Genomic DNA, 543 nt, shown 5'->3' with positions numbered 1-543 from the left:
CGTTACCATCATCAACACGATATGTTCTGGTAATAGTTCCATCATTAACTAAAGGATTCGCAGTCTGGCTAACGAAAGTTACTGTAGGAGTTGTGCAGTTGTCAGCTTCATCGGTAACGACTAAAACATCTGGAGCAGGCACAGCACTAAGACATTGAACAGTTATAGCTGTTGGATTTGATGCTGTTGGAGGCGTGTTGTCATCAATAATTATATTCTGAGTTACATCAATAGTATTTCCGTTACCATCATTGATGCGGTATGTTCTGATAATAGTTCCGTCATTAACTAAAGGATTCGCAGTCTGACTAACGAAAGTTACTGTAGGAGTTGTGCAGTTGTCAGCTTCATCGGTAACGACTAAAACATCTGGAGCAGGCACAGCGCTAAGACATTGAACAGTTATAGTTGCCGGGTTTGATGCTGTTGGAGGCGTAGTGTCATCAATAATTATATTCTGAGTTACATCAGTAGTATTTCCGTTACCATCATTGATGCGGTACGTTCTGATAATAGTTCCGTCATTAACTAAAGGATTCGCAG

The 543-nt window shown here is 40.5% G+C and carries 1 protein-coding gene; it reads right to left on the bottom strand.

Features of this window, described 5'->3' with window-relative positions:
• Positions 1 to 543: HYR-like domain-containing protein (locus IEV84_RS16425; protein WP_444542655.1), on the bottom strand; the 543-nt coding region annotated here is incomplete at both ends.

The sequence above is a fragment of the Flavobacterium palustre genome (assembly GCF_014639535.1).
Taxonomy (GTDB): Bacteria; Bacteroidota; Bacteroidia; order Flavobacteriales; family Flavobacteriaceae; genus Flavobacterium; species Flavobacterium palustre.
This window is presented reverse-complemented; position numbering and strand designations above follow the sequence as displayed.